19 protein-coding genes and 1 tRNA gene are annotated in these 21,340 nt (G+C 68.6%); 9 read left to right on the forward strand and 11 right to left on the reverse strand.

Annotated elements, in window-relative coordinates; genetic code table 11:
* Positions 1-52 precede the first annotated feature (52 nt).
* Positions 53-841 (reverse strand): adenosylcobinamide-GDP ribazoletransferase, encoded by a 789-nt coding sequence (cobS, locus tag D7006_RS11970; RefSeq protein ID WP_237356763.1) that lies wholly within the window; start codon positions 839-841, stop codon positions 53-55.
* Between the two features lie 136 nt (positions 842-977).
* Positions 978-1,397 carry an outer membrane protein assembly factor BamE gene (locus D7006_RS11975; protein ID WP_210257525.1) on the reverse strand — a complete coding sequence of 140 codons (420 nt, stop codon included), beginning with the start codon at positions 1,395-1,397 and terminating at the stop codon, positions 978-980.
* Positions 1,398-1,633: 236 nt separating this feature from the next.
* Between D7006_RS11975 and D7006_RS11980 the strand changes: the two genes are divergently transcribed.
* The 6 genes from D7006_RS11980 to D7006_RS25395 all read left to right on the forward strand — a co-directional run bounded on the left by D7006_RS11980 (position 1,634) and on the right by D7006_RS25395 (position 8,167).
* Positions 1,634-2,197 carry a ubiquinol-cytochrome C chaperone family protein gene (locus D7006_RS11980; RefSeq protein WP_229644572.1) on the forward strand — a complete coding sequence of 188 codons (564 nt, stop codon included), beginning with the start codon at positions 1,634-1,636 and terminating at the stop codon, positions 2,195-2,197.
* Positions 2,194-2,700 (forward strand): DUF177 domain-containing protein, encoded by a 507-nt coding sequence (locus D7006_RS11985; RefSeq protein WP_229644573.1) that lies wholly within the window; start codon positions 2,194-2,196, stop codon positions 2,698-2,700. The genes D7006_RS11980 and D7006_RS11985 overlap by 4 nt, the downstream gene beginning before the upstream one ends.
* A gap of 174 nt (positions 2,701-2,874) precedes the next feature.
* Complete coding sequence (gene plsX / locus D7006_RS11990; RefSeq protein WP_237356764.1) at positions 2,875-3,945, forward strand: phosphate acyltransferase PlsX; 1,071 nt, start codon at positions 2,875-2,877, stop codon at positions 3,943-3,945.
* Complete coding sequence (locus D7006_RS11995) at positions 3,942-4,916, forward strand: beta-ketoacyl-ACP synthase III (protein ID WP_169120417.1); 975 nt, start codon at positions 3,942-3,944, stop codon at positions 4,914-4,916. Before plsX ends, D7006_RS11995 begins: the two co-directional genes overlap by 4 nt.
* A 208-nt stretch (positions 4,917-5,124) precedes the next feature.
* Positions 5,125-5,442: an integration host factor subunit alpha gene (locus D7006_RS12000; RefSeq protein ID WP_168457829.1), complete on the forward strand. Its 318-nt coding sequence runs from the start codon at positions 5,125-5,127 to the stop codon at positions 5,440-5,442.
* A gap of 160 nt (positions 5,443-5,602) precedes the next feature.
* Entirely contained in the window at positions 5,603-8,167 is a 2,565-nt protein-coding gene (locus tag D7006_RS25395; protein WP_371745093.1) for a MerR family transcriptional regulator, read from the forward strand.
* A gap of 86 nt (positions 8,168-8,253) precedes the next feature.
* On the opposite strand, the gene D7006_RS12010 is transcribed toward D7006_RS25395, so the two are convergent.
* Positions 8,254-8,613, reverse strand: a complete 360-nt coding sequence (locus D7006_RS12010; RefSeq protein ID WP_237356765.1) for a septal ring lytic transglycosylase RlpA family protein — start codon at positions 8,611-8,613, stop codon at positions 8,254-8,256.
* A gap of 262 nt (positions 8,614-8,875) precedes the next feature.
* On the opposite strand from D7006_RS12010, the gene D7006_RS12015 reads away from it, so the two are divergent.
* Positions 8,876-8,953: transfer RNA gene (locus D7006_RS12015), tRNA-Pro, on the forward strand.
* A gap of 422 nt (positions 8,954-9,375) precedes the next feature.
* Positions 9,376-10,239, forward strand: coding sequence for an MBL fold metallo-hydrolase (locus D7006_RS12020; protein ID WP_237356766.1), 864 nt, complete (start codon positions 9,376-9,378; stop codon positions 10,237-10,239).
* 186 nt (positions 10,240-10,425) lie between these two features.
* Here the strand turns inward: D7006_RS12020 and D7006_RS12025 are convergent, their stop codons facing one another.
* Positions 10,426-10,890, reverse strand: coding sequence for an SAM-dependent methyltransferase (locus D7006_RS12025; RefSeq protein ID WP_237356767.1), 465 nt, complete (start codon positions 10,888-10,890; stop codon positions 10,426-10,428).
* Positions 10,891-11,016: 126 nt separating this feature from the next.
* On the opposite strand from D7006_RS12025, the gene mazG reads away from it, so the two are divergent.
* Positions 11,017-11,865: a nucleoside triphosphate pyrophosphohydrolase gene (gene mazG, locus D7006_RS12030; protein WP_237356768.1), complete on the forward strand. Its 849-nt coding sequence runs from the start codon at positions 11,017-11,019 to the stop codon at positions 11,863-11,865.
* Positions 11,866-11,880: 15 nt separating this feature from the next.
* Here mazG and hflX read toward each other — a convergent pair whose 3' ends face one another.
* From hflX to D7006_RS12065, 7 genes are all read right to left on the reverse strand, one after another.
* Entirely contained in the window at positions 11,881-13,233 is a 1,353-nt protein-coding gene (hflX, locus tag D7006_RS12035; protein WP_237356899.1) for a GTPase HflX, read from the reverse strand.
* Positions 13,234-13,415: 182 nt separating this feature from the next.
* The gene (gene hfq / locus D7006_RS12040; protein ID WP_024279016.1) at positions 13,416-13,670 is read right to left on the reverse strand and encodes an RNA chaperone Hfq; all 255 of its coding nucleotides are present in this window, start codon (positions 13,668-13,670) and stop codon (positions 13,416-13,418) included.
* Positions 13,671-13,819: 149 nt separating this feature from the next.
* Positions 13,820-14,677: a D-amino-acid transaminase gene (locus D7006_RS12045; protein WP_237356769.1), complete on the reverse strand. Its 858-nt coding sequence runs from the start codon at positions 14,675-14,677 to the stop codon at positions 13,820-13,822.
* 14 nt (positions 14,678-14,691) lie between these two features.
* Positions 14,692-16,104, reverse strand: coding sequence for a hypothetical protein (locus D7006_RS12050; RefSeq protein ID WP_237356770.1), 1,413 nt, complete (start codon positions 16,102-16,104; stop codon positions 14,692-14,694).
* 23 nt (positions 16,105-16,127) lie between these two features.
* Positions 16,128-17,504 (reverse strand): Trk system potassium transporter TrkA, encoded by a 1,377-nt coding sequence (gene trkA, locus D7006_RS12055; protein ID WP_237356771.1) that lies wholly within the window; start codon positions 17,502-17,504, stop codon positions 16,128-16,130.
* A 108-nt stretch (positions 17,505-17,612) separates the two neighbouring features.
* Positions 17,613-18,980, reverse strand: a complete 1,368-nt coding sequence (locus tag D7006_RS12060) for a sigma-54 dependent transcriptional regulator (RefSeq protein WP_169120401.1) — start codon at positions 18,978-18,980, stop codon at positions 17,613-17,615.
* Positions 18,981-18,983: 3 nt separating this feature from the next.
* Positions 18,984-21,215 carry a PAS domain-containing sensor histidine kinase gene (locus D7006_RS12065; RefSeq protein ID WP_237356772.1) on the reverse strand — a complete coding sequence of 744 codons (2,232 nt, stop codon included), beginning with the start codon at positions 21,213-21,215 and terminating at the stop codon, positions 18,984-18,986.
* Positions 21,216-21,340: the final 125 nt, after the last annotated feature.

The following is a 21,340-nucleotide window of genomic DNA, read 5'->3' on the forward strand; positions in this document are numbered from 1 at the left end:
GCAGGCGCGCGCTCGGCTCCTTGGGGCTGGCGGGGCGGGAATCGCCGCTCGCCTACCGTCCCCCGAAGATAAGCACGCCGAGGAGGAACACAATCACCGCCACTTGCTGGGTGGCCCCTGCCACGTCGCCGGTCTGCCCGCCGATGAGCCGGCTCGACAGGCGCATCATCACCAGCAGCACCAGCACCGGGCCGATCAGGCCGGCAAAGGCCGCGCCGATGCCGAACGCCGCCACCATGAGTACGCAGACGATCAGGGCGGCGACCAGGGCACAGGACAGCGCCGCCGTTTCCGAGGGACGGCCGACGGACGCGCCGGCGCCGTCGGTGCGGGCCGGGGGCAGGGCGGCGATGAGCAGCACCCCGGCGGCGCGCGAGGCCGCTTCGCCGGCAATGAGGGCAAGGCCGGCGCGCAGCGGGCCGACCGATAGAGCGAGCGCCTCCAGCGCGCCGATCCGCAGCAGCAACCCCAGCAGGAGCGCGGTCCCGCCATAGGTGCCGATGCGGCTGTCGCGCATGATGGTGAGCTTGTGCGCACGGTCGCGGCCGCCGCCCAGCCCATCGGCGGTGTCGGCCAGCCCGTCCTCATGGAAGCATCCTGTGGCCAGGGCCAGCACCGCCACCGTCATCACCGCCGCAAGGAAGGCCGGCAGCTTCACGGCCATGGCGAGGATGAGGACCAGCGCCCCGATCAGACCGAGCACAGCGCCAGCGACGGGGATCGCATAGGCGATGCGGTCGATATCGGGTGGCGCGAAGGCGGTGTCATCCCGCGCCGGCAGCGGCAGGCGGGAATAGAAGCGCAGCGCGGCAGCGAGGTCCTGTCCGAGTGTTCTGGCCATCGGTTCGGGCTCGTCGCTCCGGGCGTTGCGCAGGGGTGGGGCCGTTCGGGCGCCACACCGCCCTTGGGAGCGCCATTCACGGCGCAGGTCAAGGCCCGGCGCGCGGTCCACGCGGCCGGCCTGCCCTGGTCCATGGTCAGAAGGTGATGAGGCCGATCATCTGGCGGATGAGGCTCAGCTCCTCGCCGCTGGTCGGCGTGGTCTGCGACACGAAGTCGAACACCTTGCCGTCCTTGAGGCCGTACTGGGCCACGCGGGTCACCCGCTTGTTCTTGTCGAAATAGATCGCGAGCACCTTCTGCTCGGTGATTTCCGGCTTGAGGAAGGCGACGCGCTGCTGGGTCTGAGAGATGTAGAAGAAGGCGTCGCCGTTCAGGGTCGCGACGGTGGACGGCGTGCCCAGCACGAGCAGCACCTGTTCCTGGCTCGAGCCGACGGGCACCTGATCCAGCGCGCCTTCCGCCAGCACGTAACCGCGCTGATAGGTGCGAACCACGCCGGTCAGCTGGCCGCCCGTGCCGTTCACGACCACCTGGTCGCAGCCCGTAAGCGCCATCCCGGCGAGCAGGAGGGCAGCGGTCCCCGCAAGGCCAAGCCTCCGGTTGGTGGTGTTCCGCCCGTTCCCCGTGCGCTCCTGCCTCTTGTCTAGTGACGCCACACGCATCCCCATCATTGTGCTGTGAACGGCGCCCCGGCGCGCCGCCTCGGCTACCGCCCCTTGCCATGCGGGCGAGGGCGCGTTACGCCGCTTGCCCGTTCAACTCCTCGCCGGACCTTGGCCCGGAATACGAAATGCTCAACCTGTTCCGCTCGTCAAAGCGTGCCAAGTCCCGCGAGACCATCGAGCGCCTGTATGGCGTGATCGTGGCACAGTCGCGGCGGGCGGAGTTCTACACCGACTTCGGCGTTCCCGATACGCTGGAGGGACGCTTCGAGATGGTGGTGCTCCACACCGTGCTCGTCTGCCACCGCCTGAAGGGCGGCGACGATACGGCGCGCGCCATGTCGCAGGAGATTTTCGACGCCTTCGCCGCCGACATGGACGCCACCATGCGTGAGCTTGGCGTCGGCGACCTCACCGTGCCGAAGAAGATGAAGAAGATCGGCGAAGCCTTCTACGGCCGCGCTGCGGCATATGATACCGCGTTGGCTGACGGGGGCAATGCGCTGCTGGCGCAGGCCATCGCCCGCAATATTCTCGGCACGGAGGAGCCGGTGCCCACCGCCGCCCCGTTCGCGGCCTATGTCCGCGCCGCCGCGGACAGCCTTGCGGCAACGCCCTTTGAAACCTTCGCCCGCGGCGCGCTGGTGCTGCCGGCGCCCCAACTCAGGCCTGCTCCGGAGGCGGGACAATGAGCGACCTTCCTTATTCCCACATGATCTCGATCGCGGACCTCCCGCCGCTCGGCCTCCACCTGAAGCTCGCGCCCGATGAAGCCGCCACGGCGGCGCTTGCGCGATATGCGGGCGTTCTCCACGCCGAGGGGATCCTGGCGACGCTTCACCTTGTTCCGGAAGGCAGGGAAGGCGTGCACGTCTCGGGCCGACTCACGGCCACCGTGCGCCAGACGTGCGGGGTGACGCTGGAGGCGTTCGACGCGCCGCTCGAGGAGGAAATCGACGTCCACTTCGCCCCCGCCGGCACCTATAAGCCCTCCGAAGAGGACGAGGAGAACGGGATCGACCCGCCGGACGAGATCGTGGATGGCCGTATCGACGTGGGCGCGCTGGTGTGTGAGTTCCTGGCCCTCGGTGTCGATCCCTACCCGCGCAAGCCCGACGCGGTGTTCGAGCCGCCGGCGGAGGATCCCGCCATTTCGCCTTTCTCCGCGCTCGCCCGCCTGAAGGACAAGGAGTAAGCGCGCCTCGCAGCCCCGGAGCAGTTGCGATGGCGCCGCGACACGCTATTGTCCGCCCGCCGCAACGGCGACGGTAACGACGGGACATGATTGCCGGGATTTTCTGATCCCTCACTTTTTTCCGCCAGGGCAGAGCCCGCCGCCATTCGATCGAAGCAGGGATTTACGCCGGAGATGACCGTACCCGTCCGCATCGCCGTCGACGCCATGGGCGGCGACCATGGACCCGAGACGGTCCTTGCTGGAGCGGAAATCTCCCTCGGTCGCCACCCGGACACCGCCTTCGTGCTCTATGGCGACGAGGCGCGCGTCCGCGAGGTCCTGAAGAGCCATCCCAAGCTCGCCGCGGCCTCCCGCATCGTTCACACCGACGTGGTGGTGGGCATGGACGACAAGCCGAGCCAGGCGCTGCGCCGCGGCCGCTACAAATCGTCCATGTGGAAGGCCATCGACGCGGTGAAGGTCCATGAGGCCGACGTCGCCATCTCCGCCGGCAATACCGGCGCCCTGATGGCCATGGCCAATTTCAACCTGCGCACCATGCCCGGCATCAGCCGCCCCGCCATCGCCGCCATCTGGCCGACGCTGCGCGGCGAGACCGTGGTGCTGGACGTGGGCGCCTCCATCGGCGCCACCGCCAAGAGCCTCGTCGAGATGGCGCTCATGGGCTCGGCCATGGCGCGGGTGCTGTTCGACATCGAGAAGCCCACCGTCGGCCTGCTCAATGTGGGCGTCGAGGAGATCAAGGGCGTCGAGGAAGTGAAGGAAGCCGCGCGCATCCTCCGGGAGGAGGCGGTGGCGGTGAACTATCACGGCTTTGTCGAGGGCAACGACATCGGCGCCGGCACGGTGGACGTGGTCGTCACCGAGGGCTTTTCCGGCAATATCGCCCTCAAGACCGCCGAGGGCACGGCCAAGCAGCTCGCCTCCTACCTGCGCTCAGCCATGAGCCGCACCCTGAGGGCGAGGATCGGCTATCTCTTCGCGCGTGATGCGTTCCGCGTGCTGAAGGAGAAGATGGATCCGCGCCGGGCCAATGGCGGCGTGTTCCTCGGCCTCAACGGCATCGTCATCAAGAGCCACGGCGGCACCGACGCGGAGGGCTTCGCCGCCGCCGTCGACCTCGCCTATGACATGGTGCGCCACGAGTTGCTGGCGCGCATCGAACAAAGCCTAACCAGCCGCAGGCCTCAGGAGATTTCCGAGCGCCGGCCGGAGGCAGCAGGGGCGGAAGGACAATCGTGAGCGGTATCAGGTCCGTCGCCCGGGGCACCGGGTCCTATCTCCCCGAGCGGGTGCTCAGCAACGCCGACCTCGCGGCACGCATGGACACGTCCGACGAATGGATCGTCCAGCGCACCGGCATCCGCCAGCGGCACATCGCTGCGGAAGGTGAATTCACCTCCCACCTTGCCATCAAAGCGGCCCAGCGCGCGCTCGATGCGTCCGGCCTCACCGCCGCCGACATCGACCTGATCGTCCTGGGCACGGCAACCCCGGACCAGACCTTCCCCGCCACTTCCGTGACGGTGCAGGCCGAGCTGGGCATCACCCGCGGCGCCGCCTTCGACGTGCAGGCGGTGTGCTCGGGCTTCGTGTTCGCGCTCGCCACGGCCGACGCCTATCTGAAGACCGGCGCCTTCAAGCGGGCGCTGGTGATCGGCGCCGAGACCTTCTCGCGCATCCTCGATTGGGAGGACCGCGGCACCTGCGTGCTGTTCGGCGACGGCGCCGGGGCGCTCGTGCTCGAAGGCGTGGACGCCGCGACGGCCGGCAATTCCGGTCTCCTGACCTCCCACCTGCGCTCGGACGGCCGCCATCGCGCCAAGCTCTATGTGGACGGCGGGCCGTCCACCACGGGCACCGCCGGCCATCTGCGCATGGAAGGCAAGGAAGTGTTCAAGCACGCGGTGGGCATGATCACCGACGTGATCGAGGACGCCTTCGCCGCCACCGGCGAGAGCGCGGACAGCATCGACTGGTTCGTGCCCCATCAGGCGAACCGCCGCATCATCGACGCCAGCGCGCTGAAGCTGGGCATCGCGCCGGAAAAGGTGGTGACGACCGTGGATCTCCACGGCAACACGTCCGCCGCGTCCATCCCCCTGGCACTCGATGTCGCAGTGCGGGACGGCCGGATTACCAAAGGTGATCTGGTGTTGCTTGAGGCAATGGGGGGCGGATTCACCTGGGGGTCGGCACTGATCCGCTGGTAGACCACATAATGCGTTGACCTTGCTCGGCTGGCGCGGCTAGTTTGCCGGACGCCGTTGCCCACAGGCGCTGGGGCTCGTGGGCGGTGCGTCGTCGTATCCGTCACATTCGTGCAGCCTCAACTGTTAAGAATTGCTGCGTTTGCATGGCTGGGCGGTCGCAGGGCGTTGGCGGCCGGTTCGAGCGCGCTTTCAGGGGTCGGGGAGACATATGGCTGGTCGGACCGTAACGCGGGCGGATCTGTGTGAGGCCGTCTATCAGCAGGTGGGACTTTCTCGCACCGAGTCTGCCCAACTCGTCGAGATGGTTCTGAAGGAGATTGCGGACTGCCTCGCCCGTGGCGAGACGGTCAAGCTGTCGTCGTTCGGCTCCTTCGTCGTGCGCGACAAGGGCGAGCGCATCGGGCGCAACCCCAAGACCGGCCAGGAAGTGCCCATCGAGCCCCGCCGGGTCATGGTTTTCAAGCCGTCCAGCATCCTGAAGCACCGCATCAACGGCACCGAGCCGGACGGGACGGACGAGGACTGAACCTCGGCGCCCGCCCCGCGGACAGGATTTCGTAACCGATCGCGCGAACACCCGGGGACAAGCCCTTGCCGTGGCTTGCCCGCCTTTCCGCATGCGCCAATCGCACCTATGATTCCGGCACGGGCTCTGGGCGATTCGGTCGAACGAGGCGGGAGAGAAGGTGGGCGACGCGCGCGAGACGGAGAAAGCTCCGGACGCCTTCCGGACCATCAGCGAGGTCGCGGACGAGCTTGAGCTCCCGCAGCACGTCCTGCGCTTCTGGGAAAGCCGCTTCACCCAGATCAAGCCGGTGAAGCGCGCCGGTGGCCGGCGATTCTACCGTCCGGAGGACGTGGACCTCCTGCGTGGCATCCGCCACCTGCTCTACACCGACGGCTTCACCATCAAGGGTGCCCAGCGCGTGCTGAAGGACCAGGGCGTGCGCTACGTCCAGGATCTCGGCATCGAGCGCGAGGTGGCGTCCATGCGCTCCGCCCGCCCGGCCCGTGCCGCCGGCGGGGAGGGCGTCACATTCGGCGGCCTGCTCGGCCTGCTTCCGCGACGGCGTGGCAAGGGGCGGGGAGGGGAGGAGGATGTCCTTCCCGAGCTGCCCGAAAGCGCCGAACTGCCGCTCCCCTTCCCCGATGCCGAGGCCGACCGGGATCTGGCCTCCGAACCGGCCGCGCCCCCAAGGCCCCTGCGTGAAGGCAGTGCCCGTGGCGGCCGGGCGGAGCGACTCGATCCCGCCTTCGATGCCCCGCAGCGGGAAATGCCTCCTCGCCATCAACCGCTTCGCGACGAACCCGGCATCGCCGCCTCAAGCCGCCCCGTTGATCGCGGCGAGGCGGAGACGGAGCGCCGTCGCCCCGACGAGACCGACCGTCGCGGCCCGGCCGCCGGCCGTCGCGAGCCGTCCTTCGGGAACGTCCGGGACGACATGGACGACTTTCCACCCCGGCGCCCAGCACAGCGGCCCGAGGTGGATCTCGATCACGACACCGCGCCGCCTCGCCGCCGCGATCCGGGACTGGACCCGAGGCTGGACCCGCGCGCTGCCGATCTGACGGCGCGCGCCGACGCTTCCCATGCGGACCTGGATGTGGATGAGGGCAGGGGCCGCCGCGCGGAGCCGGCTCCGCCGCGCAGGCCCGCGCCGGAGGGGCGCCCTGGCGAGCGGCTGGAACCTCAGCTGCGCCCCCTGCAGCGACCAAGCCGTGGGCCGGCGTCGCGCCTTGCCATGCCAGCCGACGATCAGGCGCCCCACTCGCCCGAGCTCGACGACCCGCTGCTGCCCTTCCTGGACGATTTTCCCCCGGCGCCGCAGGTGTCCGAGCCCATTGAGGACCGCATCCGCCGCCTGAAGGCGCAGGACCGGCGCCCGCCCCGGCCGCACGAGCTGCCCGAGCACGAGGCCCGGCATGCAGTCCCGCACGCGCCGGAGCCCGGCCAGGCCGAACGCGCCGCCCCCGCGCGCCACGAGCCGGAGGATGAGGCGGGCCCGCCCGAGGACTTCATTCCGCGCCGCGCCCGCCGTGCCCCTGCCGAAAGCCGGGACTGGCTGGAAGCCGAGCCGCAACACCCGCGCGCGCGGGACGCGCGCGACGGCCGGCTGCTGCGTGATGGCGACTGGCGCCAGACCGATTGGGTGGAAAGCACCACCGGCGAGCCGGAAGCCGAGGAAGCAGGCTGGGACGAGCGCGAGCGCGGCGGGCGCGTCGACGCCCGGCGGGATGCCGGCTGGCAGGACGACTGGCGGGACGATGGACGCTGGGCTGACGACGCCCCGCCCCAGCCGCCGCATGAACCCTATGCCCCCTCGGGCCGCCCGGCCGATGACCCATGGCCTCAGGCCGCGCCGCTGCCGGCGGACGTGCCTGCCCCTTACCGACCCGCCCCGAGGGCCGCCGAGCCGGAGTATTCCATGAACGATCAGGATCGGCCCCAAGATCGGTCCGAAGATCGGCCCTACGATCGTTTCGGCGATCGGCCATCGGAGCGGCGCGCCTTCGAGCGCCCCGCAGATCGTCCGCGCCGGCCGGACCCCCGCGCAGGCGAGGCGCGGCGCGAGCCGCCCATGGGGGGCGCCCCGTCCCATGCGCTGCGCGGAGAGGCGGAACGCCCCGCGCAGCGTGAGCCCTACCCCGCGGAAACCTATGGTCCCGGCGAGGTCTCGGCCCGTCTGCCCCGGTCACCGGGAAGCTGGCAGGGCGAGGCCATGCGCCGCGCGATCGACGAGGAATGGGGCGAGGGCGCCCCTCAGGCCCTTCCGCGCGCCACACGCGTCGGGCCGCTCATTGGCCCGATCAGCGAGGAAGGCGAGAGCGGCTTTCCGATGCCGGAGGCTGAGCAGCGGCTTCTGGCCGAGCGCATGGCCAGCCGTGGCCTCGCGCCCCAGCCGGCCGCAGTTGCGCCGGCCCATGCGGCCCCCGTTCAGCCGGCGCGACCGGCAGCTGAGCGGACCTGGGCAGGGCCGAGCGTGCCGGCGGAGGAAGCTGCCGCCCGCCCGCAGGCGGAGCCGAGCCAGCGGCTGCCGCGCGAGCCTTTGCGTCCCGGCCCGCCGGAGCAGTATCTGCCGCCGCATCTGAGGTCGGAGCCGCGTGTGGTGGGCCAGCCGCCCATGGCGGCCCCGGTGCTCTCACGCGACGACGTGCACCGCATGCAGTCCGCCCTCTATGAGCTGGGCGAATGCCGTCGGCTGATGGAAGGGCTGACCGGCCGGCGTGGCGAGGCCCGGACCGCCGACTGAGCAGCTTATCGCTGCCCGAGATTATGGAGCGCCGGGCGCGGGCCAATCCCGGCGCACGCCCGGCCTCTTTTATGGCGTCCGTCCGATCACTCGACGACGGCGAGGGAGACGCGGGTGACGCCCGAGCCGGTAAAGCCGAGCTCAGACGCTGCGGCCTTGGACACGTCGATCACCCGGCCACGGACGAACGGTCCGCGATCATTGATGCGGACGACGACGGTCTTTCCATTACGGAGATTGGTGACACGCACCTTGGTGCCGAAGGGCAGGGAACGATGGGCGGCAGTGTAGGCCGTCGGGTTGAAACGTTCACCACTCGCGGTGCTGCGGCCTTGCCAATAGTAGGAGGCGATGCCGGTGGAGGTGTCCGCGTTCGCCAGGCTCGGAGCGGCCATGGAGGCCGACAGGGACAGGGCGGCGCAGGACAGGACCACGCGTATCTTCATCCGTTCAATCTTCCGTGTTGTTGAGGAAGATCGCCGAATGACTGCGCAATCCGGCCACATTGACACCATTCGCCGGCGAAAGAGTGACGATTCGTTCTCCTTTGCCACAATCCTGCCGCGATGCGACGCCGAAAAGCGCAGCCTAAGGTGGTATCTTTGTCCCGCTCGAATGATCCCTGGGGAGAGCGGCGTGCGCTTTGCACATTCGGTTCCGGAGGGGCTTGTCGGGGCCCCGGTGATGGTCTAAGCCTCCCCTCCACGTCGGAGCGTAGCGCAGCCCGGTTAGCGCACTAGTCTGGGGGACTAGGGGTCGGAGGTTCAAATCCTCTCGCTCCGACCATTCCATCCCGGCATCCGCAACAGCCCTTCCTTTGCTTGATCGGCGCGATGCCTGGCCTATGCTGCCTTCAGGCGCGGCTTCATTCTTCCCATCTTCAATCCCACGCTTTGCCGGAGGCGGACCGTCGCTGTGTGCGGCGGATGCTTGCGGCTGCCCTCTGGCCGTACGCCCCCGACGCTCATCTGATGCATCACGCGAATCGCGATTCGCATCCTCCTGCGCTTGCAGAATTTTTAGCCGCGTCTCACCTGATGCATGAGGGCCACTGAGGGGCCCGACCGGAAGGCGTGGCGCTTCAAGCCCCTTTCAGTCGCGATGAATGGGCTGTCGATGACGGGCCCGCCGGTGTGACTCCAGACGCGAATTGGAGCACCCTGCGGCGGATTCTGCGGCGGGGCGTCCCGGCCGCACGGAGAGCGACGATGCCCCCCTCCACCGAGGCCGCCACACTCACATTCACCATTCTCGGCTGCGGCTCGTCGGGCGGCGTTCCGCGGGTGGGGCAGGGGTGGGGCGCCTGCGATCCCGCCAATCCGCGCAATCGCCGCCGCCGGTGCTCCATGCTGGTGGAGCGAGTCGGGCCGAACGGGAAAACCAGCGTCCTCGTCGATGCTTCGCCGGACCTGCGGGAGCAGTTGCTCGGCGTGAACGTCACCCATCTGGACGCTGTCCTGTTCACCCACGAGCACGCCGACCACACCCACGGCATCGATGATCTGCGGCCGCTCGCCATCCACAACCGCAAGCGCGTCGAGATCTATGCGGACGAGGATACCGCCCGCATCCTGCATCAACGCTTCGGCTATTGCTTCGCCACGCCGCCGGGCAGCGCTTATCCACCCATCCTGAACGACCACCGGTTCAGGGAGGGCCGTGAGATCGTCATCGATGGCGCCGGCGGCCCGATCACGGCGCTGCCGTTCCGCCAGCGGCATGGCGATATCGACGCCTTCGGCTTCCGGTTCGACGGCGTCGCCTATTCAAGCGACGTGAACGGGTTTCCCGAGAACAGCCTTGGGCATCTGCACAATCTCGACGTCTGGATCATCGATGCCCTGCGCGAGGCGCCCCATCCCTCGCATTTCACGCTTCAGGAAGCGCTGGACCATGTGGCGCTGCTCAAGCCCAATCTCGCGATCCTGACCAACCTGCACACGGACCTCGATTATTCCGCCTTGGCCGCGCGCCTGCCGGAGGGGGTGATTCCAGCCTATGACGGCATGCAGTTCACGTCAGACATCCGGAGCGGCGCAGCCATCCATGAGCGGACCGGGGCGACGGGTTAGCTCTCGATGCGATTCGGGTTTCGCTTTTGAAGCCTCACTTAAGTCGCTGTCATAGGTGGATAAATTTGTGAATTTTGGCGCTACCGAATCCTGGTGCCCAGTGGAGCGAGTCTTGCCCGTCCTTTTTCTAATTCCATAATATCTCTTCTGCGATTTACTCGTGCAGGGCTCCATCAGCACCCCGCCTCACGCGTGCTGCACCTTCAGATCGACCAGCGGCGTGCCGTCGAGGCAGTCGAGGCCGCGCACCATCACCTTGAGCCCCTCCACGCCCACGAGCGTGACCACCGAGGATGCGATCGGGTTTGGCCGCACGGGAGAGCGCAGCGCGAAGGTGCCGCGGGTGGCTCCGTCGCGTGGGCTCTGGAGCACAAGGTCGCGGCGGGCCCTGTCCATCCAGTAGAGCACCTGGAGGCGCGGACACTCGGCGAGGCCCGTCAGGGCATCCGCCCAGCGCGCATCGATCTCCAGGGTGCAGACCGGCCCCTCCTCCGGGTCACCCCGGCGCGGACAGGTGCCGCGCACCGTCCAGGGCGTGCGGATGCGGCCGATGAAATAGAGCCCCGCGTCGAAACGCTCCGGCAGCGCGACGCTGGTCTCGCCGGGCCGGATGTCGTCGTCGATGGGGCCGGCGGGCGCGATTTCGATCATGGGCGGGAATCCGTTGGACGCCGATAGCATAGGCGTCGCGGTCCCGTGCTCAAAGGCGGCATCGGGCGCAGTCGCGCGCGGCGTGCCCGCGCATTAGGATGGCCGCCTATCCCTCCGGAGCTCCCCATGCAGCCCTCCCGCGACATTGCGCGCCTCATCGAGATCATGGCCGCCCTGCGCACGCCGGGCACTGGTTGCCCGTGGGATCTGGAGCAGACCTTCGCGACCATTGCGCCCTACACGCTGGAAGAGGCCTATGAGGTGGCCGATGCTATCGCCCGCGCCGACTTGCCGGACCTGAAGGAGGAACTGGGCGACCTGCTGCTGCAGGTGGTGTTCCATGCGCGTCTGGCGGAGGAGGAAGGCGCCTTCGCCTTCCCCGACGTGGTGGAGGCCATCACCACCAAGCTGGTGCGGCGGCACCCCCATGTGTTCGGCGATACCCGCGATATGTCGCCGGAAGCGGTGAAGGGGATGTGGGCCGAGATCAAGGCGCAGGAAAAGGCCGAGCGCGCCGCCGCCCGCGCTGCTGCCGGGTTGGCGCCGGAGGAGGGCGGAAAGGGGACCCTCTCGGGCGTCGCACTGCCCCTCCCTGCCCTCACCCGCGCGCTGAAGCTTCAGGAGAAAGCAAGCCGCGTGGGCTTCGACTGGAATGATGCGCGGCAGGTGCTGGCCAAGATCCGCGAGGAGACGGAGGAAGTCTCGCAGGCCCTCGACGCCGGCGGCACCGAGGCCATTCGCGACGAGATCGGCGACCTGCTGTTTGCCGTGGTGAACCTTGCCCGCCATGCGGACGTCGATCCCGAGACGGCGCTGCGTGGCACCAACGAGAAGTTCACCCGACGCTTCGGCCATGTGGAGATGCAACTCGCGGCGGACGGCCGCCGGCCCAACGATGCCAGCCTCGACGAGATGGAAGCCCTCTGGCAGGACGCCAAGCGCCTCGAAAAGCGGAGCGAGCGCGCGGCCGAATAGGCGCCGCGCGCCGCCCTACATCGTGTTAACCCGCCGGACGCCGAAGCGGCGGGTGACAAGGCCGGCGCGCTCCGGCGGGATGCGCAGGGCCACCTGCAACACGCCGTCCTCGCCTGTGGTGCGCTCCAGCACTTCGCCGTGGCGGTAGAGCCAACCGAGCCCTTCGCCATCCTCCGCCGCGAGCGTGACGGAGAGAGTCACGCGCCCGGAGGTGATGCGGCGCTCGATGACGCCCAGCAGGTCGTCCGTCCCCTCCCCGGTCAGGGCCGAAACGGCGACGGGCGCCCCGGCACCGGCGCGGAGCGTCTGGTTCTGCACCTGCTCGCGGGCCTCGGGCAAAAGCCGGTCGATCTTGTTCCACACCTCGATGACACGGCCGCCGTTCTTGACCTCGACGCCGAGGTCTTCCAGCACGTCGGCCACATCCGCTGCCTGCGCCTCGGTGTCGGGGTGGGAGATGTCGCGCACGTGCAGGATCAGGTCCGCCTCCAGCACCTCTTCCAGCGTGGCGCGGAAGGCGGCGACGAGCTGGGTCGGCAGCTCGGAGATGAAGCCCACCGTGTCGGAGAGGATGATGCGGGTACCATGCGGCAGGTCCACCGCCCGAAGGGTTGGATCGAGCGTGGCGAACAGCAGGTCCTTGGCCATCACCTCGGCGCGGGTGAGCCGGTTGAACAGCGTGGACTTGCCGGCGTTGGTGTAGCCCACCAGCGCAACGATGGGATAGGGCACCCTCTTGCGGCTCGCCCGGTGCAGGCCGCGGGTGCGCTTCACCTGCTCCAGCTCCTTCTCGATACGCACGATGCGCTCGCCGATGAGCCGGCGGTCCGCCTCGATCTGCGTCTCGCCCGGGCCGCCGAGGAAGCCGAAGCCGCCGCGCTGGCGTTCGAGATGGGTCCAGGAGCGCACCAGCCGGGAGCGCTGGTAATTGAGGTGAGCAAGCTCCACCTGCAGCGCGCCTTCCTTGGTGCGGGCGCGCATGCCGAAGATTTCGAGGATCAGCGCAGTGCGGTCCACCACCTTGGTGGACCATGCCTTCTCCAGATTGCGCTGCTGCACGGGGGACAAAGCGGCATCGAAGAAGACCAGATCCACATGCTCGGCCTTCACCACGTCCGCCAGCTCTTCCACCTTGCCGGTGCCGAGATAGGTCGCGGGGCGAATTTCCGAGAGGGACACGAGGCCGGAGAAGACGACGTCCAGCTCGATGGCGGCGGCAAGGCCCACGGCCTCGTCCAATCGCGACTCGGGACTGCGCCGCTCCGGCGCGCCTCCCCTGCCCCGCCGGCTGACCACCGGAGTGACGACAGCACAACGCACGGCCGGCGCGCGGCGGTCGATGCCGCCGCGCGTAGCCTGTTGCGTCATGTCGGATGTGGAGCTGTCGGGATCCATGCCCGATTCGGGCAGCAGCGCCTCGTGCTCACCGGGGATCACAATGTCCTCCCCGGAGTCGATGGCACCTTCAACCTTGCGGCCTGCGAGCTTCGACGCCGCAGTCTTCGACTTTGCGCGTCCGCCCGCTCTCTTCCCGCTTTGATGCTCCACGCTTACGCCTTTTCTCCCCCATCGTCCGTGGGATCGAACAACTGGACCGGGTGACCCGGCATGATGGTGGAAATGGCGTGCTTGTAAACCAGCTGGGAATGCCCGTCCCGGCGCAGGAGCACGCAGAAATTATCGAACCAGGTAACGACGCCCTGCAATTTCACCCCGTTCACCAGGAAAATCGTGAGGGGAGTCTTGTTCTTGCGGACGTGATTGAGAAAAGTGTCTTGGAGATTTTGTGTCCGTTCCGCCGCCATTTTCGTATCCATTGTTTCGGCGTTGAGGCCCACGGGCAAGCGCACGTATGGAGTGTACACCCCCGTGAGAGTTGGGCTGCTAGAATGGCACAGCCCCATGGCGGCGCAATATTATTTTGCTCCGCAACATGATCCCCTCCGGGACAAACTCAGGCGACTTCCGAAAAGTCGTGGAATTTCAACCGCAAAGCCGTAGCAACGGGGCCGGGGACACCGGTTCCCACAGGTGTGCCGTCGATCATCACGACCGGCATGATGACCGTGGTCGCGGCCGAGATGAAGGCCTCGTCGGCCGCGTGGGCCTCCGCCACCGTGAACGGTCGCTCCTCGATCTTATAGCCAAGGTCCGCCGCCACCTCGAACGCCACGGTGCGGGTGATTCCCCTGAGGATGCCGCTGTCTGCCGGACGCGTGACGATGGTGCGGTCGGCGGTCACGATCCAGGCGTTGGTGGAGGCGCCCTCGGTTACATAACCGTCGGCATCGACGAACCATGCCTCGCGCGCGCCGGCCTCCTTCGCCATCTGCTTGGCGAGCACGTTCGGCAGCAGGGAAACGCTCTTGATGTCGACGCGCGGCCAGCGATTCTCCGGCACGGTGATGACGGCGACGCCCTTGCGCGCCAGCGCCTCCTGCGCCTCCCGGTCGGTGCGGCGGGCGGTGACGACCACGGAGGGGGCGGTGTCCGGCGCCGGAAAGGCGTGGTCCCGCCGCGCGACGCCGCGCGTCACCTGCAGATAGACCATGCCATTGCGCACGCCGTTGCGCCGCACCACCTCGCGGAGCACGGCGGACAGCGCCGCCCGTGACATGGGCGCTGCAATGAACAGCTCCCGCAGGGAGCGGTCGAGCCGGTCGAGATGGCGGCGTTCGTCCACCAGCCGGCCGCCGAGCACTTCGCAGACCTCATAGACGCCATCGGCGAATTGATAGCCGCGATCCTCCACATGCACGCTGGCGTCGCGGTGGGGGAGATAGCGTCCGTTGACGTAGGCGATGCGCGACATGGCTGCGTCGGCCCTCAGGTGCGCCAGATGGCGAGATGGATGAAGACGAAAAGCCCGATGATCTCCAGCCGCCCCGCGACCATGCCGATGCCGGCGACCAGCACCGAGCCCCACGGCAGGGAGGAGATCGCAGGCCAGCCGCCGCCCGCGGCGTCGTAGACCGGGCCGGTATTGGTGACGACCGCCGCCGCCGCCGCCAGCGCGGCATCCAGCGAGGGCAAACCCGGGCTCAGCGCGATCACGCACAGGCCATACAGGAAAGCGAGGCTCGCAGCCCCCGCCCAGACGCCCCGCATGGCCGAGCCGACACCGCCCTCCAACGACGAAGGCAGGACGATGTGCGGATAGACGAGGCGCAGGAGATCGCCCCGCGTGCGCAGCAGGATGGCGCGTAGGCGCAGCATCTTCAGCCCGCCCGCCACCGACAGTGCCCCGCCGCCCAGCAGCACCACGAGGATGACGAGGCCGAGCGGCAGGTTGGCATAGGTGCCTTCGTGCGGGCCGATGCCGCTGGTGGAGATCAACGAGGCGGCGGTGAACAGGCCGTCGCGCACCGCGTCCACCGACGACATCTCGTCGGTCCGGAACAGCAGGGCTCCGAGGATGATGCCGAGCACCATCCACCAGCCAATGATGACGAGACTTTCCACCTGCTCCGGCGCGGCATTGATGCGGCGGGTGATCAGCGCCCGGTGCCAGCGCACGCTGGTGGCGCTGAAGATGAGGAAGGGCAGCAGCAGCCACTTGGGCGTCTCGTCCAGCGCCAGCGCCAACTGGGCCTCCGGCGGCAGGTGCGCGCCGGCCGAGACCACGGCGGTCGCAAGCGTGAAGGCCACATAGATGGTTTCACCCGAGGCCAGCAGCACGAGCATGGCCAGCACGGTCGCCCCGAAATAGGCGGGGGCGATCTCGCGCAGCACTCGCACCAGGTCCACCACATCGAGCGCGGAGCCGCCCCGCGGGGTCCGGTCGGGCAGGCCGCCAAGGCCCGCCGGCGCCAGCACGGCTACCGCGGTGACTACGGTCAAGAGACCGCCGGCCCATTGCAGCAGGCCGAGGAAGACGTAGAGGCTCGCCGGCCCCTGATGGAGTGCGGTGAGGCCGGTCGCGGTGAAAGCGGAGAGCGCCTCGAACCAGGCCTGAAGCGGCGACAGGCCGGAGACGACGGCCACCGCCGGCGTCGCCATCAGCGGCAGCACCAGCCACATGCAGGCCACCAGCGCCACGGCCCCTGACCGCGTCAGGCGCATCTCCAGCCCGTGGGTGGTGAAGCGCAGCAGGCCGGCGAGGAACAGGCAGAAGCCGGACGTGGCGAGCCACACGGCCACCGGCCCCGTGCCGGTGCGCGCGGCAACCGCCATCGGCAGGAGCGCGAACGCCCCGATGGCGGCGATGCCGGCGGCAAGCGGGCGGGCGGCGTTGGCCATGGGTCGGGAACCTTGAGGTCGGTTCAGAAGAATTCGAGGGCCACGCGGAACAGCTGCTCCACGCGCTTGATGCGATCGGCGAGGGCGAACAGCACCACCCGGTCGTGGGCGCGGACGACGAAATCGCCGCGTGGCAGCAGCACCTGCCCGTTGCGCACCACGGCACCGATGCGCAGCCCGTCCAGCAGGCCGAGATCGCGCAGAGGCTTGCCCACCAGCGGCGAGGTTTCCAGCGCCTCCGCCTCGATCATCTCGCCCGAACCGTCGAGCAGCGCATGGACGCCGCGGATGCGCCCGCGCCGCACGTGCTGGAGCACCTTGGAGACGGTGATCTGGCGCGGATTCACATGGGCGTCGATGCCGAGGCCGCGGGCGAAGGTGGCGTAGCCCTGCTCGTTGAGCAGAGCCAGAATGCGCTTCGCCCCCACCTGCTTGGAGAGCAGGCACGAGAGGATGTTGATCCGGTCGTCGTTGGTGAGGGCGATCATGGTGTCCGCCTCCCCCACCCCCGCCTCGTCGAGGATGGCCCGTTCCAGCGCGTCGCCATTCAGCACGACGGTGCGGCGCAGTTCCTCGGCGATGGCCTGCGAGCGCTCGCGCGAGGACTCGATCAGTTTCACGCGGGCGGCCGCGTTGCGCTTCTCCAGCTCGTTCGCGACGTAGTAGCCGATGTTGCCGCCGCCGGCGATGACGATGCGCTGGGCCGGCACCTCGTCATGGCCGAACAGGGAGAGCGTGCGCTGCACGTGGTCGGCCTGGGCGACGAAATAGACGAGGTCACCGGTGAGAAGCTGGTCGTTGGAGCGCGGCACGAAGCTGCGCCCGGCCCGGCTCACCGCGACGATGGTCGCCTGGATGTCCGGGAAAAGCTCGGTCAGCTGCTTGAGCGGCGTGTCCACCACCGGGCAGTCCTCGGTGCAGGACACGCCGACGATCACCACCGCCCCGTCCGAGAAGCTCACCGTATCGGAAGCACCGGGCAAGGAGAGGCGGCGCAGCACCATCTCGCCCACCTCCACCTCGGGGGAGATGATGACGTCGATGGGCAGCTGGTCACGGGAGAACAGGTCGCGCCATTCGGGGGCAAGATAGGTCTGGGCGCGGATGCGGGCGAGCTTGGTCGGCACGTTGAACAAAGCATGGCCCACCTGGCAGGCCACCATGTTCACCTCGTCGTGGAGGGTCACGGCGATGAGCATGTCCGCCTGCTCGATGCCCGCGCGGGCGAGCACGTCCGGATGGGACCCCTGCCCCACCACGCCGCGCACGTCGAGCTGTTCCGTCACCATCTGGATGCGGCGCGGGGACGTGTCGATGATGGACACGTCGTTCTGCTCACCGGCGAGGCGCTCGGCAATGCCGAACCCCACCTGGCCCGCGCCGCAGATCACGACCTTCATGAACCCTCCCCCCGGCGCCCGGCCACCTCGGATCAGCGGACCGAACGCACCGATGCAGCCCCCTTTTCGGGCACCCCGTCAACCCGCCCCGGCCACGTCCGGGGACCTTCAACCTACGCCGAGAGCCTTAAGCTTTCGATGAAGGGCCGAGCGCTCCATGCCGACGAATTCGGCAGTCCGCGAGATGTTGCCGCCAAAACGGTTGATCTGGGCGGCGAGATATTCGCGCTCGAACACCTCGCGCGCCTCGCGAAGCGGCAGGCCCATGAGGTGCTCGCCGCCATTGCCGTTGGGAAGCGTGGGCACCAGCGCGCCCACGTCCGGCGGCAGCATGGCGGCGGTGATGGTCGCCTCCGGGTCGCCACCGGCGAGAATGAGCAGCCGCTCCACGTTGTTGCGCAGCTGGCGCACGTTGCCCGGCCAGTCGTGGGATTGCAGCACCGCCATGGCGTCCTCGCCAATGGGCCGGCGCGGCAGGCCGGTGGTCTGGGAGATGCTGTCGAGGAAGAAGTCCACGAGGTCGGGAATGTCCTCGCGCCGCTCGGCCAGCGGGGGCACGCGGATCGGCACCACCGACAGGCGGTGGTAGAGATCCTCGCGGAAGCGCCCCTTGGCGATTTCCTCCTCCAGGTTGCGCCCGGTGGAGGAGATGATGCGCACGTCCACCGTCACCTTGTCGTTGGAGCCAACGCGGGTGAAGGTCTGCTCCACCAGCACGCGCAACACGCGGTTCTGCGTCTCGCGCGGCATGTCGGCGATCTCGTCGAGGAACAGCGTGCCGCCGTGCGCCTCTTCGAGCGCTCCGCGCTTCTGCTCCCGCCCCTCCCCTTCCGCGACGCCGAACAGCTCGAACTCCAGCCGCTCCGGCGTCATGGCGGCGGAATTGAGCACCACGAATGGCCCCTGCGCGCGACCGGAGACGCTGTGTATGAGGCGGGCGGTCAGCTCCTTGCCCGAGCCGGAGGGGCCGACGATGAGGATGCGGCTGTTGGTGGGGCCGACCCGCTCGATGGTGCCCTTCAGCTGCTGAATCGCGCTGGAGCGGCCGATGAGGATGCGTCCATGCGGCGTGAGCTGCTTCAGCTCCTTCAGCTCGCGCTTGAGGCGCAGGGTCTCCAGCGCGCGCTCGGTGACCATCACCAGCCGGTCGGCATTGAACGGCTTCTCGATGAAGTCGTAGGCGCCCCGCTTGATGGCGGCGACCGCGGTCTCGATGTTGCCGTGGCCGGAGATCATCACCACCGGCAGGTCCGGATGCTGCGACTTGATCTCGTTGAGCAGTTCCAGGCCATCGAGGCGGCTGCCCTGCAGCCAGATGTCGAGGAACACGAGATTCGGCCTGCGCGTGGCGATGGCGCCGAGCGCGCCGTCGGCATCCCGGGCGGTTCGGGCGGAATAGCCCTCGTCTTCCAGAATGCCGGCGACCAGCTCGCCGATATCGGCTTCGTCATCGACGATGAGGATGTCCATGGCCATGGATCAGGCCCTCCCTGCTTGAGGGACCGGTTGCGCCCCGCCCGCGCCGGCCGGTGGTAGACCATCCGCCCGCATGCGGAGCCTGATCCAGGCGCCGCGACCCTCGGGCGAATCGTTGAGTTCAATGCCGCCGCCGTGCTCTTCCATGATCTTGCCGACGATGGCGAGGCCGAGCCCCGTCCCCTTCTCGCGCGTGGTCACATAGGGCTCCAGCAGGCGGCTGCGTTTCTCGCGCGGCAGGCCCGCGCCGTTGTCGATGACGTCGATCAGGAGATCCTCCCCCGCCGCGGTGACGCGGACGCGGATGCGGCCCTTACCGCGCTCGGCGTCCGGGACAGCCTCGATGGCTTCCGCGGCGTTCTTGAGAATGTTGGTCAGTGCCTGGCTGATGAGCCGGCGGTCGAAGCGGGCCGGCTGCGCGGCGGGCAGCTCGGCCTCAAAGGTGACGTCGGGATGTCCGACGCGCATGAGGAACACCGCCTGCCGGACGGTCTCTGCAAGATCCTGCGCATCCACCACGGGCTTGGGCATCCGGGCGAAGGAGGAGAATTCGTCCACCATGCGGCCGATGTCGCCCACCTGCCGGATGATGGTGTCCGTGCACTGGTCGAACACGTCGCGATCCTGGGTGATGTGGCGGCCATACTTGCGCTTCAGCCGCTCGGCCGAGAGCTGGATGGGGGTGAGCGGATTCTTGATCTCGTGGGCGATGCGCCGCGCCACGTCCGCCCACGCCGAGGTGCGCTGCGCGGTGATGAGGGCGGTGATGTCGTCGAGGGTCACCACCCAGCCATGGGCCTCGGCCCCCGACTGCTCGGTGGTGACGCGCATGGCGAAGACACGTTCGCGACCGTCGCGCTGTACGGTGATGTTGCCCTGCACCGCCCGCTGTCCGGCGCCGCGGGCCTCCTCCAGCAGGGCCGAGGTCTCGGGCACCACCTCGGCGAGCGGCCGCCCGAGCCCCTCGGCCTCGGTCACGCCGAGAAGGCGCTCGGCCGAGAGGTTCAGGATGGTGACCCGCGCATCGGCATCGATGCCGATCACGCCCGCGCCGACGCCGGAGAGCACCGCCTCGGTGAAGCGGCGGCGGCTGTCCATCTGGTCGCGGGCGCTGACGAGAGCGTTACGCTGGGTCTTCAGCTCGCCGGTCATCTTGTTGAAGGTCTCGCCGAGGGTGGCGAGATCGCCTTCGGCGCGGTTCACCGGCACCTGGATGTCGAGATTGCCCTTGGCCACGCGATCCGCCGCCCACATCAGCCGGCGGATGGGCGCCACCAGCCATTTGGAGAAGGTGACGCCGAGCCACACCGCCGACAGCAGAACGATGAGCGTGACGATGGAATACATGGCAGCGAAGGCGAGCTGGACGCTGAAGCGCCGCTGCTCCAGCGCGCGATAGTCGGCCAGCGTGTCGCTCGTCACCTTCAGGTAGCCCAGCACGCGCGGGTCGATGGGGCGGGCAACATAGAGGAAGAGATCGTCGAAGCCGGTGAGCGGGACCACGGCGCCCACATAGTCGGCATCCACATAGATGATGGGCTGCTCGGCGGTGGCCTCGTTGATGGCGATGTTGGCGGGGACGAGGAATTCCCGTCCCGTGCGCAGGTTTGCCCGCTCCACCACGGAGAGGTCGCGGTGGATGATCTGGGCGCCCGGCACGTTGCGCAGGGCCGCCTGGGCGGTCAGCACCTGGCGGAACTTGTCGATGTCCGTGTCATAGAGATTTTTCTGCTGCGACAAATCGTTGGCCATGGCCAGCGCGTCGCCGCGGATCGACAGCGCGTGCTCCCGCACATAGGTCTGCGCCACCGAGGAGGCCGAGCCGACGATCTCCTGCGTGCGCTCGGAGAAATAGCGGTCGAGGGTCCGGTCGAGGGTGAAGCTGGCCACCAGCGCCACCACCACGGCAGGCACCACGGCGACGATGGCAAACAGGCCTATGATGCGCACATGGAGGCGCGAGGCTGCACGTCCGCGCGCCCGCGCCTGCCAGATGCGCCAGACCTCACGCCCGATAATGCCGAGCAGCGCGACCGCGGCAACCGCCGATGACGCGAGGGCCGCAATCGTCACCGTCGGCGTCGGAACGATGGAGGTGAGCCCCATGATGACGGCGAAGGTGGCAATCGCCAAAACCAGCGAGAGCACCACCACGACGGGCGCGAACAGGCGGGCGAACAGACTGCGCCGCGGCCTCACGTCTCTTGCGGCGTACCCGACCGGCTCATCGTTCATGTGTGCCTGACCGTCCCAACGCTACCGGCCGCGCGACGACTCGCGCAGTCCAGAGTGATGCAGTGGAACGACACTGGTGCAAAAATGTGACAGACGCATCCCCCATCCACGGTATTTGTGGCGAG

The sequence above is a fragment of the Xanthobacter sp. YC-JY1 genome (genome assembly GCF_021730305.1).
Classification (GTDB): domain Bacteria; phylum Pseudomonadota; class Alphaproteobacteria; order Rhizobiales; family Xanthobacteraceae; genus Xanthobacter; species Xanthobacter flavus.

Bases quoted from the DNA above. Each gene is read 5' to 3' on its own strand.
- cobS (WP_237356763.1), bottom strand. From the start codon at position 841: ATGGCCAGAACACTCGGACAGGACCTCGCTGCCGCGCTGCGCTTCTAT.
- D7006_RS12020 (WP_237356766.1), top strand. From the start codon at position 9,376: ATGCCCCCCTCCACCGAGGCCGCCACACTCACATTCACCATTCTCGGC.
- D7006_RS11975 (WP_210257525.1), bottom strand. From the start codon at position 1,397: ATGGCGCTTACGGGCTGCGACCAGGTGGTCGTGAACGGCACGGGCGGC.
- D7006_RS11980 (WP_229644572.1), top strand. From the start codon at position 1,634: ATGCTCAACCTGTTCCGCTCGTCAAAGCGTGCCAAGTCCCGCGAGACC.
- mazG (WP_237356768.1), top strand. From the start codon at position 11,017: ATGCAGCCCTCCCGCGACATTGCGCGCCTCATCGAGATCATGGCCGCC.
- D7006_RS11985 (WP_229644573.1), top strand. From the start codon at position 2,194: ATGAGCGACCTTCCTTATTCCCACATGATCTCGATCGCGGACCTCCCG.
- D7006_RS12010 (WP_237356765.1), bottom strand. From the start codon at position 8,613: ATGAAGATACGCGTGGTCCTGTCCTGCGCCGCCCTGTCCCTGTCGGCC.
- D7006_RS12045 (WP_237356769.1), bottom strand. From the start codon at position 14,677: ATGTCGCGCATCGCCTACGTCAACGGACGCTATCTCCCCCACCGCGAC.
- hflX (WP_237356899.1), bottom strand. From the start codon at position 13,233: ATGACGCAACAGGCTACGCGCGGCGGCATCGACCGCCGCGCGCCGGCC.
- trkA (WP_237356771.1), bottom strand. From the start codon at position 17,504: ATGAAGGTCGTGATCTGCGGCGCGGGCCAGGTGGGGTTCGGCATTGCC.
- D7006_RS12065 (WP_237356772.1), bottom strand. From the start codon at position 21,215: ATGAACGATGAGCCGGTCGGGTACGCCGCAAGAGACGTGAGGCCGCGG.
- D7006_RS12000 (WP_168457829.1), top strand. From the start codon at position 5,125: ATGGCTGGTCGGACCGTAACGCGGGCGGATCTGTGTGAGGCCGTCTAT.
- D7006_RS12050 (WP_237356770.1), bottom strand. From the start codon at position 16,104: ATGGCCAACGCCGCCCGCCCGCTTGCCGCCGGCATCGCCGCCATCGGG.
- plsX (WP_237356764.1), top strand. From the start codon at position 2,875: ATGACCGTACCCGTCCGCATCGCCGTCGACGCCATGGGCGGCGACCAT.
- D7006_RS12025 (WP_237356767.1), bottom strand. From the start codon at position 10,890: ATGATCGAAATCGCGCCCGCCGGCCCCATCGACGACGACATCCGGCCC.
- hfq (WP_024279016.1), bottom strand. From the start codon at position 13,670: ATGGCGGCGGAACGGACACAAAATCTCCAAGACACTTTTCTCAATCAC.
- D7006_RS12060 (WP_169120401.1), bottom strand. From the start codon at position 18,980: ATGGCCATGGACATCCTCATCGTCGATGACGAAGCCGATATCGGCGAG.